The 12,973-nt window shown below is 69.0% G+C and carries 9 protein-coding genes; 4 read left to right on the top strand and 5 right to left on the bottom strand.

The window, feature by feature from the left end:
• Positions 1–30: 30 nt before the first annotated feature.
• Complete coding sequence (locus tag QHF83_RS25655; RefSeq protein ID WP_282420563.1) at positions 31–456, bottom strand: hypothetical protein; 426 nt, start codon at positions 454–456, stop codon at positions 31–33.
• A gap of 114 nt (positions 457–570) precedes the next feature.
• Here QHF83_RS25655 and QHF83_RS25650 point away from each other — a divergent pair, with 114 nt between their 5' ends.
• Complete coding sequence (locus QHF83_RS25650; protein ID WP_282420562.1) at positions 571–1,749, top strand: VWA domain-containing protein; 1,179 nt, start codon at positions 571–573, stop codon at positions 1,747–1,749.
• Here QHF83_RS25650 and QHF83_RS25645 read toward each other — a convergent pair.
• The 3 genes from QHF83_RS25645 to QHF83_RS25635 all read right to left on the bottom strand — a co-directional run bounded on the left by QHF83_RS25645 (position 1,746) and on the right by QHF83_RS25635 (position 6,490).
• Positions 1,746–2,447, bottom strand: coding sequence for a HAMP domain-containing sensor histidine kinase (locus QHF83_RS25645; RefSeq protein WP_282420561.1), 702 nt, complete (start codon positions 2,445–2,447; stop codon positions 1,746–1,748). The two genes, QHF83_RS25650 and QHF83_RS25645, sit on opposite strands and share 4 nt — an antisense overlap.
• 298 nt (positions 2,448–2,745) lie before the next feature.
• The gene (locus QHF83_RS25640) at positions 2,746–3,540 is read right to left on the bottom strand and encodes a TSUP family transporter (protein ID WP_282420560.1); all 795 of its coding nucleotides are present in this window, start codon (positions 3,538–3,540) and stop codon (positions 2,746–2,748) included.
• 37 nt (positions 3,541–3,577) lie between these two features.
• Positions 3,578–6,490, bottom strand: a complete 2,913-nt coding sequence (locus QHF83_RS25635; protein ID WP_282420559.1) for a TIGR03960 family B12-binding radical SAM protein — start codon at positions 6,488–6,490, stop codon at positions 3,578–3,580.
• Between the two features lie 130 nt (positions 6,491–6,620).
• Here QHF83_RS25635 and uvrB point away from each other — a divergent pair, with 130 nt between their 5' ends.
• The gene (gene uvrB, locus QHF83_RS25630) at positions 6,621–8,774 is read left to right on the top strand and encodes an excinuclease ABC subunit UvrB (RefSeq protein ID WP_282420558.1); all 2,154 of its coding nucleotides are present in this window, start codon (positions 6,621–6,623) and stop codon (positions 8,772–8,774) included.
• A 31-nt stretch (positions 8,775–8,805) separates the two neighbouring features.
• Here uvrB and QHF83_RS25625 read toward each other — a convergent pair whose 3' ends face one another.
• Complete coding sequence (locus QHF83_RS25625; RefSeq protein WP_282420557.1) at positions 8,806–9,615, bottom strand: DUF309 domain-containing protein; 810 nt, start codon at positions 9,613–9,615, stop codon at positions 8,806–8,808.
• Positions 9,616–9,943: 328 nt separating this feature from the next.
• Between QHF83_RS25625 and QHF83_RS25620 the strand changes: the two genes are divergently transcribed.
• Positions 9,944–12,196 carry a DUF4215 domain-containing protein gene (locus tag QHF83_RS25620; protein ID WP_282420556.1) on the top strand — a complete coding sequence of 751 codons (2,253 nt, stop codon included), beginning with the start codon at positions 9,944–9,946 and terminating at the stop codon, positions 12,194–12,196.
• A gap of 119 nt (positions 12,197–12,315) precedes the next feature.
• The gene (locus QHF83_RS25615; protein WP_282420555.1) at positions 12,316–12,972 is read left to right on the top strand and encodes a thioredoxin family protein; all 657 of its coding nucleotides are present in this window, start codon (positions 12,316–12,318) and stop codon (positions 12,970–12,972) included.
• Position 12,973: the final 1 nt, after the last annotated feature.

Genomic DNA, 12,973 nt, shown 5'->3' with positions numbered 1-12,973 from the left:
CGCGAAAAGGTGGCCCTGCGCGGCGACGAACTAGATCAGGCTGATCCGCTTCATCAGCGAACCGCAGAGATCCGACTGCGGATTTCTTTGACGCTCGATATTGAGCCCGGCCCGGAAGACCGCGCTCGCGCTCTCGATGTTGCCGAGCACGACGTGACACATGCCGAGCATCTCGTGATCTGCCGGATCGCCGTGCGTCGTCACGAGGTTCGTGAGGGGTTCCACAGCGGCTCGATGCGCCTCGACCATCGCGTCCGTGGGCCGCTCGGGGTTCGGCGCGCCCTTCGCCATGATCATGAGCTTGAACGCGCTCCTCTGATCCTCCGGCCGATGCTCCGCGAAGTCAGGCCTCGAGAAGAGGTCGCGGTAGCCCGCGTATGCCTCGTCGAGCTGGCCGTCCCGCCAGTGCTTCACGATGACCTTGACCGTCTGGACCAGTTCCTCCTTGTTCGCCATTCTGAGAACCATACACAAGTGCACGCGCGGAGGGGAGCCGCGAGCGCATGCCAGGCGAGAGCGGCGTCCGGAACGGGGGGCGGAGGACGCGGAAGAGGCTAAGCTCTGCCCAGGATGTTCCTCGATTTCCTGTACGAGCTCAGGGGCAGGCAGGTGCCGGTCGGCACGCAAGAGGCCGTGGCGCTCGGCCGCGCCCTCGCCGCTGGTCTGCACGACTCGTCGCTGGAAGGTTTTTACCACGTGGCGCGGGCCCTGTGCGTGCACTCCGAGGCCCACCTCGACGACTTCGACCTCGCCTTCGCCAAGCACTTTCGCGGCGTGCACGTGGAGGCGAAGAAGATCGCCGAGGAGCTCCAGGCGTGGCTCCAGGATCCGAAGCAGCTCCGACAGCTCAGCGAGGAAGAGAAGGCGATGATCGAGGCGCTCGACCTCGAAGAAGTGCTGCGTCAATTCGAGGAGCGGCTGCGCGAGCAGAAGGAGCGCCACGACGGGGGGAACAGGTGGATCGGGACGGGCGGGACCTCGCCGTTCGGTCGCGCGGGCTTCCATCCGTCGGGGATCAGCGTGGGCGGGGGCTCGGGGGGGAAAAGCGCGATCCATACGGCGGACGCGCGCAAGTACCGCTCGTACCGCAGCGACATCACGCTCGACGTGCGCACGATCGAGGTCGCGTTGCGCAAGCTCCGCGGCTTCGAGCGCGAGGGCGCCCACGAGGAGCTCGACGTCGAGGGGACGATCGACGCGACGGCGCGGAACGCGGGCGAGCTCGAGGTCGTGACGCGGCCGCCGCGCCGGCCGAACACGCGCGTCCTCCTGCTGATGGACGTCGGCGGCTCGATGGATCCGTACGCGCACGCCGTGTCGCAGCTCTTCAGCGCGGCCAAACGCGCGACGCACTGGAAGGAGCTACGCACGTATTACTTCCACAACTGCGTCTACGGGAAGGTCTACAAGACCGAGGGGTTTCAGGACCCCGTGAACGTGCGGGACCTCATCCACGAGTGCGGCAAGCACTACAAGCTGGTGATGGTCGGCGACGCGTCGATGGCGCCCTACGAGCTGCTCGGCGCGGCGGGCTGGGGCGACGACGCGGGCACGCCGGGCGTCGCGTGGCTCGCGATGCTGCGCGAGCACTTCGAACGGTCCGTCTGGCTGAACCCGGATCCGCCGAGCGGCTGGTCGCACGGCACGGTGCAGATCGTCAGGGACGTGTTCCCGATGTACCAGCTCACGCTCGAAGGGCTCGGCGAGGCCGTGGCGCAGCTCGTCCGCGGCGGGAAAACGCGGCGCTAGGAGTCCGCCTTCGCGGGCAACGTGAGCCGGAAGAGCGCGCCTCCCGAGGGCGCGGCGAGCGCCTCGATCGTGCCGCCGTGCGCACGCGCGATGGTGCGGCACAAGGCAAGGCCGAGCCCCGTGCCCGTCGGCTTGCTGGTCACGGCGGGTTCGAAGATGCAAGGCGCGAGCGCCGGATCGACGCCCGGCCCGTCGTCCTCGACCTCCAGCACGACGGCCTCGTCGGCCGCGCATGCTCGCACGACGATCCTCCCCGACGCGCGGCCTTCGAACGCGTCACGCGCGTTCAGGAGCAGGTTCACGATCACCCGCTCGATCAGGATCCGATCACACGCGACCTCGAGATCCGGCGGCGTCACGCGCACCTCGAGCGTCGCGTTCAGGTCGAAGAGCTCTCGCTCCGCGGACGCCACGATCTCCGCGACGGACGCAGTCTCCACGTCGAGCGGTTCGCCGCGCGCGAGACCGAGCACGCGGTCGATCACCTCTTGCCCCTTGCGCACCTCGTTCTCCGCGCGGGCGAGGTGCTCCCCGAGGCGCGTGCGATCCTCTGCGTGGCGCTTGGCGAGGTAGAGCGCCGATTCGATCGCGGCGAGCGTGTTCCGGAGCTCGTGCGCCACGCCTGCGCCGAGGGCGCCAGCGATCGCGAGCGCCGCCGCGCGCGCGTCTCGATCGTCCGGATCGGATGACGTCGTCACGGCGCGCGAGTCTAGCGCGAAGGCGCGTGAAGCAAGGTCCCCCGGCGACGGCGTGGTCCTCGTCGACTCGCTGCCATCGCACGCCGACGCCGGGGAACCGATCCAAGCGAAGCAAAGGAAAGAGCGCTCGCGCGCTGCGACGAGGACATCGAGCAAGAGCCGGGCCGCGCCCGCCCGGCCGGGATTCCAGCGTCCTCCGAGGGCGTGCGAAGGCGCCTGCTCTGACAACGCTGTCGCATCGGTGGGTCCTGCCGTGCGCAGGGCTCCCCCGCCGCGCGAACGCCCCGAGCGGAGAAATTCAGGCGCCTGCGAGGATCTGGTAGGCGAGCCGCGCCGCGAGCGCGAGCGAGACGAGCAGGACGACCGATCGAATGAGCTGCTCGCCGCCCTTCACGGCCGCGCGCGCGCCGAGGACGCCGCCCACCGCTTGCGCCACGGCCATCGGCAACGCGAGGTGGAAGTCGATCCGTCCGGCGAGCGCGAAGCTCACCATCGCGGCGAGGTTCGAGGCGAAGTTCGCGACCTTCGCGTTGGCCGTCGCGCGCGTGAGGTCGTCGCCGAACACCGTGGTGTAGAGCAGGATCAAGAACGTCCCCGTGCCCGGCCCGAAGAAGCCGTCGTACGCGCCGATCACGAGCGCGATGACCACGGCCGTCGCGAGCGGACGACGCTCGGCGATCGCCCACGGCTTCGGCGCGGGCGGCGGGGCATCGGGCTTCGGTGGCTCCTTCGGCCGTCGCCTTCCGCGTGATGCGAAGAAGATCGCGACGCCGATCAGGAGCACGAGCACGATCGGGCGCAGCACCTCGGGGCGCGCCGCGAGCAGCGCGCGCGCGCCCGCCGCGGAGCCGAGGCCGGCAGCGAGGAAGGTCGGCCAGAAGCGCTTCTTGTCGACGCGGCCCGCGCGCACGAACGAGAGCAGCGACGCGCCCGAGCCGAAGACGGCCTGCCCCTTGTTCGTGCCGAGCGCGAGGCGCGGATCGGCGATCGCCACGAGCAACGCGGGCACCGTGAGCAGACCGCCGCCGCCGGCGATCGCATCGATCAGGCCGGCGGCGAGGGCGACCGCGCAGAGGAGCGGGAGGACGAGCACGAACGCTCGGCGTTCCTATCCAAAAGCGACCGCGCTGTCACTCGGCGTCGGCCGACGCGAGCACGGGCGCGGGAGCGGCAGAGGCGGCCGCACGTTCCCGCCCGAGCGCGCTCTTCACCGCGGCGAGATCGAGCGGCGAGAAGCGCGCGTTCGCGGAGCCGCCGAAGAGCTCCAGCCGGATCGCGCGATGCGCCGGAGCGACGCCGCCTTCGCCCGAGATCACGGCAGCGATCTCCGACGACTTCGCCGCGCCCGAGCCCGTGATCTCCACGAAGACGTCGAGCGTCACGAGGTCGCCCAGGAGCCCTGCACGCTCGAGCGCCGCGCGCGCCTCCGCGCCGCCCACCTCGGCCGAGAGCAGGTACTTGCGCACGTCGACCACCTTGCCGATCCCCTCGATCTCACGCCGGATAGGCAGCGACGGCGCGGCCATCGCCGCGCGGCACGCGGAAGCGAGCATCTCCTCGGCGGTTTGCCCCGGCGGCACCACGAGCGCCGAGCGCGCGAACGCGAGCACGTACCGCGCGCCGCGGATCACGCGCGAGATCGCCGCGTCCTCGGGCCCGAGCAGCGCGGCTCCGCGGAATCGAAGTCCCGAGGGGCTCGCCGTGTTCATCCGCTCGACGAGCGACGCGACCTCCGCGGGTTCGAGCGCGCGTTCGAGCCGCACGTCCGCGTACTCGTCGAGGCTCGCCACGCCGAGCGAGAGCGCCGGCGAGAAGACCATGTCGGGCTTCGGATGGAAGCCCTTCGTGTAGACCATCCGCTCGCCGACGCGCCGGAACACGCGCGGCAGCTCGCGCACCACGTCGAGGTGCCCGAGCAGCGCCATCGCGCCCGTCTTCTCGAACCGGATGCGATACAAGAAGCCGCCGCGCCCCTTCATCGGCGGCGCCTTCTTCACCGGCGCGGGCGCTTGCTCGATCGCCTCGTCGGCCTCGCCGTCCACGGGCGCCTCGACGGCCGGCGCCGCCATCGGCGCATCCGTGATCAGCGGCAGCCGCTTGTTCGCGCCGAGCCTGCGGAGGAAGTCGACTCGCTCGCTCCGCATCTGCGTCATGTCGCAGGCGACGCCGCAGTCGTAACAGACGAGCCTGCGTTGATCGGCGACCGCGTCCTCCACGTTCGTGTGGTGCACGAACGTCCCCGCGACCTTCCCGCACGGCGGGCTCAACCGATTCTGCAGCGCCTTCCTGTATTCGCGCGCCAAAAATCCTTCTTCGAGGCCGACGTCGATGTGGTCCCAGGGCAGGCGCGCGGTCACGGGGATCGTGTTCAGGAAGCGCGATCGATCCGTCCCGAAGTGCGCGAACGCCTCCTCCCACACGTCGAGCCGCAGCCGATCGTCCCACGAGTCGAAGCGCGCGCCGTTCCGGTACGCACGCTCCAGCACGTCGCACAGACTTCGGTCTCCGCGCGCAAAAATTCCTTCGAGCACGCTCGCCTCGGCGCCGTGCGTCTTGAGCTTCACGTTGCGGTAGTTCCGCACCGTCTGCCGCAGGAGGTCCTGCTTGCGCGCGACCTCGCCGAGCGTGTTCATCGCAGCCCACTGGAACGGCGTGTGGGGCTTCGGCACGTGCGTCGACACGCTCACCGTCACCTCCACGTTCTTCTTGCCGATCTTGCGACCCACGCCGGCCGTGCGCGCGCCCATCTCCACGATGCCGGCGACGTCCGCGTCCTCCTCGGTCGGCAGGCCGATCATCGAGTAGAGCTTCATCCGGTCCCAGCCGCGCGAGAAGATGCGCTCGGCCGTCTCGAGCAGCTGCTCCTCGGTGACGTTCTTGTTCACCACGTCGCGCATCCGCTGCGTGCCCGCCTCCGGCGCGAACGTCAGGCCCGTCGCGCGCACGCGCTTGAGCTCGTCGAGCAGATCGGGCTCGAGGCCGTAGGCGCGCAGCGACGAGACGCTCATGCTCACGCGCTCCTTCGCGAGTTTGTCCGCGACCTTCTTGATGAGCGGCGAGATGCACGAGACGTCCGCCGTGCTGAGCGCCGTCAGCGACACCTCGTCGTTGCCCGACGCGCGCACCGCTTCGAGCACCGTGTTCACCACCTGCTCGGGGTCACGCTCGCGCACGGGCCTGTAGATCATGCCCGCCTGGCAGAAGCGGCACCCTTCCGTGCAGCCGCGCGCGATCTCGATCGACACACGATCGAAGATCGCCTCCGGCCCGCCCGTCGGGCTCACCGCGGGGAATGGGTACTTGTCGAGGTCGACGAGCGCGCGCTCGATCGGCAAGGGCAACCCCTTCTCGATCGGCGCCTTCACGAGCTGGAAACCCGTCTCCGGATCGACCTCCGTTCGGTAGAGCGAGGGCACGTAGACCGCGCCGAGCTTCGCGAGCGTTGCGAGCCGCTCGCGCCGCGGCACGCCGGCCTTCTTCAGCCGCGTCCACGTCAGCGCCACCTCGGTCGCCTTCTCCTCGCCGTCGCCGATCACCACTGCGTCGATGAACGCGCTCACCGGCTCCGGGTGCGTCGCCACCGGCCCGCCGGCGATGACCAGCGGATCGTCTTCCCCGCGATCGGACGAGCGCAGCGGCACGCCGCCGAGGTCGAGCATGAGCAGGATGTTCGTGTAGGTCAGCTCGAACTGGAGCGAGAAGCCGACCACGTCGAAGTCCCGCAACTTTCGTTTGCTTTCCAAGGAAACGAGCGGAATGTTCCGTTCTCGAAGCTCTGCCTCGACGTCCTTCCACGGCGCGTAGCAGCGCTCGGCGAGCGTGCGTGGATCGTCGTTCAGGAGCTTGTAGAGAATCTTGAATCCGAGGTGACTCATCCCGATGTCGTAGACGTCGGGGAACGCGAGGCAGACCGTCGCCTCCACGCTTCCCCAGTCTTTGACGACCGAGCCAACCTCGCCGCCCGTATAGCGCGCGGGCTTCTCCACCCGGTCGAGAAAAGCGGCGTACGGGTGGCCATCGAGAACTGCGGGGGCTTCTGCCATGGGAAAACCTCGGGCGAAGTTCTTCGGGTAGCACGCGAAAACCGTAGGGAGAAGGTTCGCGTGCACCGAACGCACGCATGGGCGCGCTGGGTTGCGCAGGCTCCACTTGGCGACTAGGTTGCCCGCCCTCGTGTCAAGGCGTTTCGAGCTCGTCTCAGACTTCACCCCGCGTGGCGACCAACCTCGTGCGATCGAGGAAATCAGCGGGGCCTTCGGCCGATCCGAGACCTTCCAGTGCCTGCTCGGCGTCACGGGCAGCGGCAAGACGTTCACGGCGGCCAAGGTCATCGAGCACCTCCAGCGCCCGACGCTCGTCCTCGCGCCCAACAAGACGCTGGCGGCCCAGCTCTACGGCGAGATGCGCGAGCTCTTCCCGAACAACGCCGTCCACTACTTCGTCAGCTACTACGACTACTACCAGCCCGAGGCGTACGTCCCTGCGAGCGACACCTTCATCGAGAAGGACGCGATCATCAACGACGCCATCGACCGGATGCGCCACGCCGCCACGCACGCGCTCCTGTCCCGGCCGGACGTGCTCATCGTCGCCTCCGTGAGCTGCATCTACGGCATCGGCTCGGCCGAGAGCTACCACGGCCTGCTCATCAAGATGGAGCGCGGTGAGGAGCTGCGCCGCGACGAGCTCCTCCGCCGCCTCGTCGACATCCAGTACGACAGAAACGACATCGACTTCCACCGCGGCACCTTCCGCGTGCGCGGCGACGTCGTGGAGATCTTCCCGGCGTACGAGGAGAACATCGCGATCCGCGTCGAGTTCTTCGGTGACGAGATCGAGGCCATCAAGGAGGTCGATCCCGTCCGCGGCAAGGTGCTCGGCACGCTCGACCGCATCGCGATCTACCCCGGCTCGCACTACGTCACCGAGCAGCAGCAGCTCCGCAACGCCATCGCCTCGATCCGCGAGGAGCTGCGCGACCGGCTCGACTTCTACGACAAGGCCGGCCGCTTCTTGGAGAAGCAGCGCATCGAGCAGCGCACGATGTACGACCTCGAGATGCTCGAGCAGATGGGCTTCTGCAACGGCATCGAGAACTACTCGCGCCACCTCTCGGGCCGCAAGCCCGGCGAGCCGCCGCCCACGCTCATCGACTACTTCCCCAAGGATTTTCTCCTCATCATCGACGAGTCGCACCAGACGATCCCGCAGGTCGCGGCGATGTACCGCGGCGACCGCGCGCGCAAGGAGACCCTCGTCGAGTACGGCTTCCGCTTGCCGAGCGCGCTCGACAACCGGCCCCTCAAGTTCGAGGAGTTCGAGTCGCACTACGACCGCGTCCTGCTCGTCAGCGCCACGCCCGGCGACTACGAGATCGAGAAGACCGGCGGCGTCGTCGTCGAGCAGATCATCCGCCCGACGGGCCTCACCGATCCCCAGATCGTCGTCCGCCCCGTCGCCGGTCAGGTCGACGATCTGCTCGAGCGCATCCGCGAGCGCGTCTCGCAGAACGAGCGTGTCCTCGTCACCACCTTGACCAAGCGCATGGCCGAGGATCTGACCGAGTACTACACGGAGCTCGGCGTCCGTGTCCGCTACCTGCACTCGGACATCGACACGCTCGAACGCGTGGAGATCCTCCGCGATCTCAGGCGCGGCGAGTTCGACGTCCTCGTCGGCATCAACCTCCTGCGCGAGGGCCTCGATCTGCCCGAGGTCTCGCTCGTGGCGATCCTCGACGCCGACAAGGAAGGCTTCCTCCGCAGCCCGCGCTCGCTCATCCAGACGATCGGCCGCGCCGCGCGCAACGTCCGCGGCCAGGTCATCATGTACGGGGATCGCGAGACGGACGCGATGCGGTACGCGATCCAGGAGACGAACCGCCGCCGCGAGCTGCAGACCGCGTACAACGTCGCGCACAACATCACGCCCGCGACGGTCACGAAGGCGATCCTCGACCTCTCGCCGACCTCCGGCGCGCGCGACTACTACGCCGTCCCCAAGGGCGGCGGACGCGGCGCTGCGCCTTCTGGCAAGGAAGCCGCGCCGACGGGCGCCGATCTCGCCGAGCGCATCGAGGCGCTGCGCCTCGAGATGTTCGCCGCCGCGGAGAACCTCGAGTTCGAGAAGGCGGCGCGCCTGCGTGATCAGCTCCGCGCGCTCAAGGGGGAGCTCGAAGATTCGGGCGCGGAGGTCCCGCCTCCGGCGACCAAGGCCAAGCCTCGCGCGAAGGCCAAGGCGAGCGGCGCGCAGCCGTCGGGCGGCGCGAAGAAGTCGAGCTCGCGCGGCGGCGGGGGCGGCAGCACGAGCCGGGGCCGCTACCGCTGAGCGGCGGCGGCCTCGCGGGCTCGATTCGACCTCACGCGCTGCGGCGGATCGCGGGGATGTAGCGGGCCTCGATCGGCCCCTCGGCGCCCGTCGCTTCGAGCGCCTCGATGTCGGCGTGCACGCGCGACACCTCGTCGACGACGGCCTTCACGTCGAGGCCCGACGTCCCTTCGGGCGCGTCGCGCAGTTTGTCGAGGGCGAGCTCCAGGAGTTGCGCTGCGCCGCTCGGGCTCTTGGCGCGATGCAGTTTGTGCATCGCCGTCGCCACGAGGATCAGCCCCTTGACGAACTCGCGCGACGGATCCGATTCCGGCCGCGTGCGCCGGTAGTCCTCCCAGATCTCGTGCGCGTCGTAGAACCGCTCTGCGGCGTATGCGTCGAGGCCGTTCTGGAAGAGCGTCTCCGGATCCTTCGAAGGCGGAGAAACGCGCGGCTCCAGCACGGGGCCCGAGCCCACGCTCTTCAGCGGCGGAATGAACGAGTCTTCCAGGTTCTTCTGCGCGACGGACAAGAGGCGCTTGATCTCGGCCAGACAGATGCGCGTCGCATCGCGGAACGTGGCGAGATCGATGCCGCCGTGGACGTCGGGCAGCGCGTCGAGCTTGAGCAGCGCGCGTTCGAGCAGGTGCACCGATCCGCGCAGCTCGGCGTTGTGACGAACCTTGTGCATCGCGTTCGTCACTTGAATGATCGCCTGCAAAAACCGGCGATTCGTCTCGTTTTGCTCGTCCTGGTAGACCTGCGTCCAGATGTCGTAGGCATCGAAATGGCAACCGGCGCGGTACGCCTCGAGGCCTCGATTGAATGCAGCTTCACGATCTTGGTTCGCGTCGTCGGCCATGGCGGCGTGGGAGACGATACACGACCAGGTAGGGGTTTGAAAGGGCGCGCGCGTCCTCCTTGTCGATCCTCGCATCGACCGGACGGGCTCGTGGCCGCGCCCATGCGCCAACCGATCGACACCTCGGGTCTGTCCGGGGACGTGTGCAGCGCCTAGCCGATCCATCTCACAGTTTGAAGGCACAAAACCGACGCGCGGATCCTCTCGATCTGCGCCGTCGCTTTTACCGCTCGCCTTTCGCCCGTGTCCCGCATCGTGGATCCATCCGCCCTCCGACGCTCTCGCGGGCGCCTCCGGATCGGACGACAACAATCTTCGGGAGACCTTCATGATCGGAACGACACGAACGAGCCTGGTCCTTCTCCTTTCGGCTGCGGCGCTCCTGGGCGCGGCCGGCTGCAGCGACGCAGATCCGCTCTCGTTCGGCACCTCGAGCTCGAGCGGCAGCGGTGGAATGGGCGGGGCCGGCGGCACGGGCGGCACGGGCGGCTCCGGTGGAACGGGCGGCTCCGGCGGCTCCGGCGGCGCGGGCGGATCCGGCGGCTTCGGCGGCGCGGGCGGCATGTCGGACGTCTGCGGCGACGGCGTGGTCCAGGAAGAGGCCTGCGATGACGGCAATACGATGGCGGGTGACGGCTGCGACACCACGTGCGCCATCGAAAGCGGCTTCGAATGCACCGGCGCGCCCTCCGTGTGCACGACCCTCTGCGGCGATGGCCTGGTGAAGGGCGCCGAGCTCTGCGACGACGGCAACACGATGCCCGGCGACGGCTGTGACGCGGCCTGCGTGACCGAGGCTGGCTACCAGTGTACCGGCGAGCCGAGCGCCTGCTGCGCTCCGCAGGCCGAGGTTTGCGACGGAATGGACAACGATTGCAATGGCGTCCCGGACGAGGGCTGCGATTGCATCGACGGCGCCACGCAGGCCTGTTACATGGGCCCGCCGGGCACCCAAAACGTAGGCATCTGCGTGGGCGGCACCCAGACCTGCGCGGGCGGGCAATGGGGCCCCTGCGTCGGCGAGGTCGTCCCCACGATGGAGATCTGCGACGGCATCGACCAGGATTGCGACGGCACGCCGGACGACAGCGTCGGCTGCATCTGCATGCCCGGCGCCACGCAGACCTGCTACACGGGCCCCATGAACACGCAGGGCGTCGGCCAATGCGTGGCCGGCCTCGAGACCTGCGCGGCCGACGGCAAATCGTACGGCCCCTGCGTCGGCCAGGTCCTCCCCTCGCCGGAGAACTGCGCCACCCCGGTCGACGATGATTGCAATGGCATGGCGCCCGCTTGCACCGGGGCGCACGTGGTCAGCAAATCCTATGGCGACGTCTCGGCCCAGCAGGGCCTCGCGATCGCCATCGATTCCATGGGCAACGTCCTCGTCGCGGGCAATTTCACCGGCACGATCGATTTCGGCGGCGGCGCGCTCACGAGCGCGGGCGGCGTCGACGTGTTCGTCGCGAAATTCACTCCGCAGGGCAACCACGTCTGGTCCAAGGCCTACGGCGGCACCGGCGATCAGAGCGCCACGGGCCTCGCCGTCGATGCCCAGGGCAATACGTTCGTCACCGGCAACTTCTCCACGACCATCACGATCGGCGCCACCACCCTCACGAGCGGAGGCGGCGACGATTTCTTCGTGGCGAAACTCGACGCCGCGGGGACCGAGGTCTTCGCCAAGGGATTCGGCGCCAACTTCACGCAAACCTCGTCGGGCGTCGCCGTCGATGGCGCGGGTAACGTCCTCGTCACCGGCGCGTTCTCCGGCACGTTCTCCTGGGGCATGACGATGCTCACGGGCGCCGGCAACCTCGACGTCTACGTGGCGAAGATGGACAACGCGGGGAGCGCGCTCTGGGCCAAGGGATTCGGCTCCGCGCAGAATCAGCAAGGGTTCGACGTCGCGGCCGACGCCGCCGGCAACGTCATCATCGTCGGCGGCATGGAGAACGTCGCTGATTTCGGCGGCGGCCCGTTCGTGGCCACGGGCGGCGAGGACGTCTTCATCGCGAAATTCGGCCCCACGGGCAATCACCTCTTCAGCAAGCGCTTCGGCGACGCCTCGGATCAACGCGCCCTCGCGGTCGCCGCGGATCCGAGCGGCAACATCGCCGTCACGGGCCAGTATGCGGGCACGATCGATTTCGGCGGCGGCGCGACCACCAGCGTCGGCGGCGACGACGGGTTCGTCTTGAAGCTCGATCCGAACGGCAATCACGCCTGGAGCAAGAGCTTCGGCGCCGTGAGCGCGCAGCGCGGCAAGGACATCACGACCGACGCCTTCGGCAACATCCTCCTCACGGGCGAATTCTTCAGCGTCGTCGGGCTCGGCGGCAATACGATTCCCTCGATCGGCATGGCCGACATCTTCGTCGCCAAGCTGAGCCCCACGGGCACCCAGGTCTGGCTCCGCGGCTTCGGCAGCCCGCAAAACGACCGCGGCGAGGCTCTCGCCGTCGACGCCGCGGGCGCCCCCTGGTTCACCGGCTCGTTCGTCGGAAACGTCGATTTCGGCGGCGGCACCCTCGCGGGCGGCGCGGCCGACAACGTCTTCCTCCTCGGCCTCGCGCCGTGAACCGGGCCCACCCTCGCTGCGCGTGAACCCGCTGCGGGGGCGAGCGAAACGGCGCGCTCGCCCTCGCGGCGCCCGCGATGTGTGTGGACCCGCGAGCCTTTCGGGGCTACACCTCCCAGGTGACGAAGGATCAAGGGAAACGCGGGGGGCGGGGTCGTAAAAAGGGCAAGGGGGCACCCGCGAAGGGATCGTGGGGCAGCCTCGCCGCGGCGTTCGGCGCCGTCGCGATGCTCGGCGCCCTGCTCTACGGCTCCTTCAAGGCGGAAGATCCCACGGCCGCGGTGAGCCCCGAGCCCGCTTCCGCCGTCACGACCACGCCGCCCGCCGTCACGACGGCGCCTGCCCCCGCGCCTCCGCCTGGAAAATCGGCGAATGGCGAGAACTGGAACGACGCGCAGATCGCGTGGCAGGGCTACGAGGCCGGCATGGCCCGCGCGAAGGCCGAGAACAAGCCGGTTTGTCTCGTCTTCTACACCGCCTGGTGCCCCCATTGCCGCAATTACGCGAACGTCTTTCAGGATCCGCGCATCGTCACGCGCGCGAAGGATTTCGTGATGATTCGCGTGAACCCGGATGACGAGGCCGCGATCGGCGACCGCTACGCCCCCGACGGCTCGTACGTCCCGCGCACGTTCTTCCTCGCCCCGGACGGAGCGCTCATGGCCGACGTCCACGCGCCGCGCCCCAAGTTCCAGCATTTCTACGACGAGAGCAACCCGGCCTCGCTGCTCGGCGGCATGGACGCGGCCCTGCGCAAGCTCGCGCGGCCGATGTGAG

Origin of the sequence: Polyangium sp. 15x6 (assembly GCF_029960785.1) — a bacterium.
In the GTDB taxonomy this organism is placed as follows: domain Bacteria; phylum Myxococcota_A; class Polyangia; order Polyangiales; family Polyangiaceae; genus Polyangium.
Note: the sequence above shows the minus strand (reverse complement) of the source record. Positions and strands in the feature narration are given on the sequence as shown.

Excerpts from the sequence above, each read along its gene's own strand:
- QHF83_RS25635 (WP_282420559.1), bottom strand. The coding sequence starts at position 6,490 with ATGGCAGAAGCCCCCGCAGTTCTCGATGGCCACCCGTACGCCGCTTTT.
- QHF83_RS25650 (WP_282420562.1), top strand. The coding sequence starts at position 571 with ATGTTCCTCGATTTCCTGTACGAGCTCAGGGGCAGGCAGGTGCCGGTC.
- QHF83_RS25620 (WP_282420556.1), top strand. The coding sequence starts at position 9,944 with ATGATCGGAACGACACGAACGAGCCTGGTCCTTCTCCTTTCGGCTGCG.
- QHF83_RS25625 (WP_282420557.1), bottom strand. The coding sequence starts at position 9,615 with ATGGCCGACGACGCGAACCAAGATCGTGAAGCTGCATTCAATCGAGGC.
- QHF83_RS25655 (WP_282420563.1), bottom strand. The coding sequence starts at position 456 with ATGGCGAACAAGGAGGAACTGGTCCAGACGGTCAAGGTCATCGTGAAG.